This window comes from Rubellimicrobium sp. CFH 75288, from assembly GCF_009904055.1.
Lineage (GTDB): Bacteria > Pseudomonadota > Alphaproteobacteria > Rhodobacterales > Rhodobacteraceae > Rubellimicrobium.
Map to the genome: position 1 here is coordinate 1 of NZ_WYDP01000046.1, position 1,396 is coordinate 1,396.

1 protein-coding gene is annotated in these 1,396 nt (G+C 67.3%); it reads right to left on the reverse strand.

The window, feature by feature from the left end:
- Window positions 1–20: 20 nt before the first annotated feature.
- Window positions 21–1,367: an IS5 family transposase gene (locus GT358_RS16280; protein ID WP_166583683.1), complete on the reverse strand. Its 1,347-nt coding sequence runs from the start codon at window positions 1,365–1,367 to the stop codon at window positions 21–23.
- Between the last annotated feature and the right edge of the window lie 29 nt (window positions 1,368–1,396).

Here is a 1,396-nt window from a genome sequence, read left to right on the forward strand (position 1 = left end):
GTTCGCTCTGAACAACCCGATCAGGCGGTTGCATAGCCGTGTTGGAGCCCCAGCATCGCCCGGCTGAGGTCCAGGATTGCGGCGATGATCTGGGCAAGCCAAGCCCGGAGGTGGTCGAGGATCTTGCGAAGGTTGTGACCACAGCCGCAGAGGATGGCGAAGATGTCGTTGCCGAGGGTGCCCTTGAGGCCGCAGCGGGCGAGGCGGCCGTCGGTCTTCATGTGGCCGATTTCGGGCTCGATGGCACTGCGGCGTCGGAGCGCCTTTGCCAAGGCTGGCGTCAATCCCCGGCGGGTGCCGCTGATCAGAACCTGTGTGCTCTCAACGCGGTGGCCGCGATAGCCGCGGTCGACCACGGCCAGGCGGGGGCGGCAGTCCGTGAGGATCTCCACCTGCTCCAGCGCCTCGACCAGGGTGTGGCCGTCATAGGGGTTGCCCGGCAGCGCGCGCATACCGACCACGAAGCCTTCGGCCAGCGTGGTGGCGATGCTGACCTTGCAGCCGAACTCGTATCGCACCCGCGCCTTGCCTTTCGAGATGCAGTCCACCTCCGGCTCGTGGAGGGAGTAGATCTTGCCGGTGCTCCTCGGCGTCTGGTGGAGCAGCCTCGAGACGAGGACTAGCTTGTCGATCACCCGCTCGCGCAGCCTCCCCGCAGGGACCTCGTCGAGTTGCCGGCGCAGGTCGCGTAGCACGCGGCCGGTGTAGCCCCTGAGGGTCCTCAGGGCCTTGCGCATGCGCTTGAACTGCTTGGCATGCGCATAGCGGCCGATCTGCGCCGCCAGCCGCGGCGCGAGACGGGCGTAGCTCTGGCGCAGTTCGACCCCGGCCTCTCGGGCGAGGTCCACCAGTTGCGCCCGCGCCCGCTCCAGGAGCCGGGAGTCCGTGGGGTGAGCGATGGCTTTCTCCATCACCGTCGTATCCACCGCGACCTGCTCGAGGCTCCGCTCCGCCACTGCACCTGAGGCGCGGCCCGCCTCGATGGTCTTCGTGAGCAGCCACTCGACACCCTCTTCCCCAATGCGCTTGCGCCAACGGGTGAGCGAGGTGGGATCGATCGGTGCGTGGTGCTGGAAGAAGACCTCCCCGGTGAAGTGCTGATAGTAGGGGTTCTCCACCCAGCGTGCGACCACCGCCTCGTCCGACAGCCGAAAGGCGTGCTGGAGATAGAGCAGGCCCGCCACCAGCCGCGACGATGTCGCCGGCCGGCCCGTCGAGGACGGGAAGAACCCCGACCACTCCGTCTCGAAGAACTCCCAGTCGATGAGGCTTGCGAGCTTCACCAGTTCATGGCGCATGTCGATCAGGCCGACGAGCCGTGGACGGAGAAGGTCGTCCTGCTCGGGTGGACGCGGGCGGTGCTTCATCGCGGGACCAGAAATTGCAGGGTTCCAGG

Excerpts from the sequence above, each read along its gene's own strand:
- GT358_RS16280 (WP_166583683.1), bottom strand. The coding sequence starts at position 1,367 with ATGAAGCACCGCCCGCGTCCACCCGAGCAGGACGACCTTCTCCGTCCA.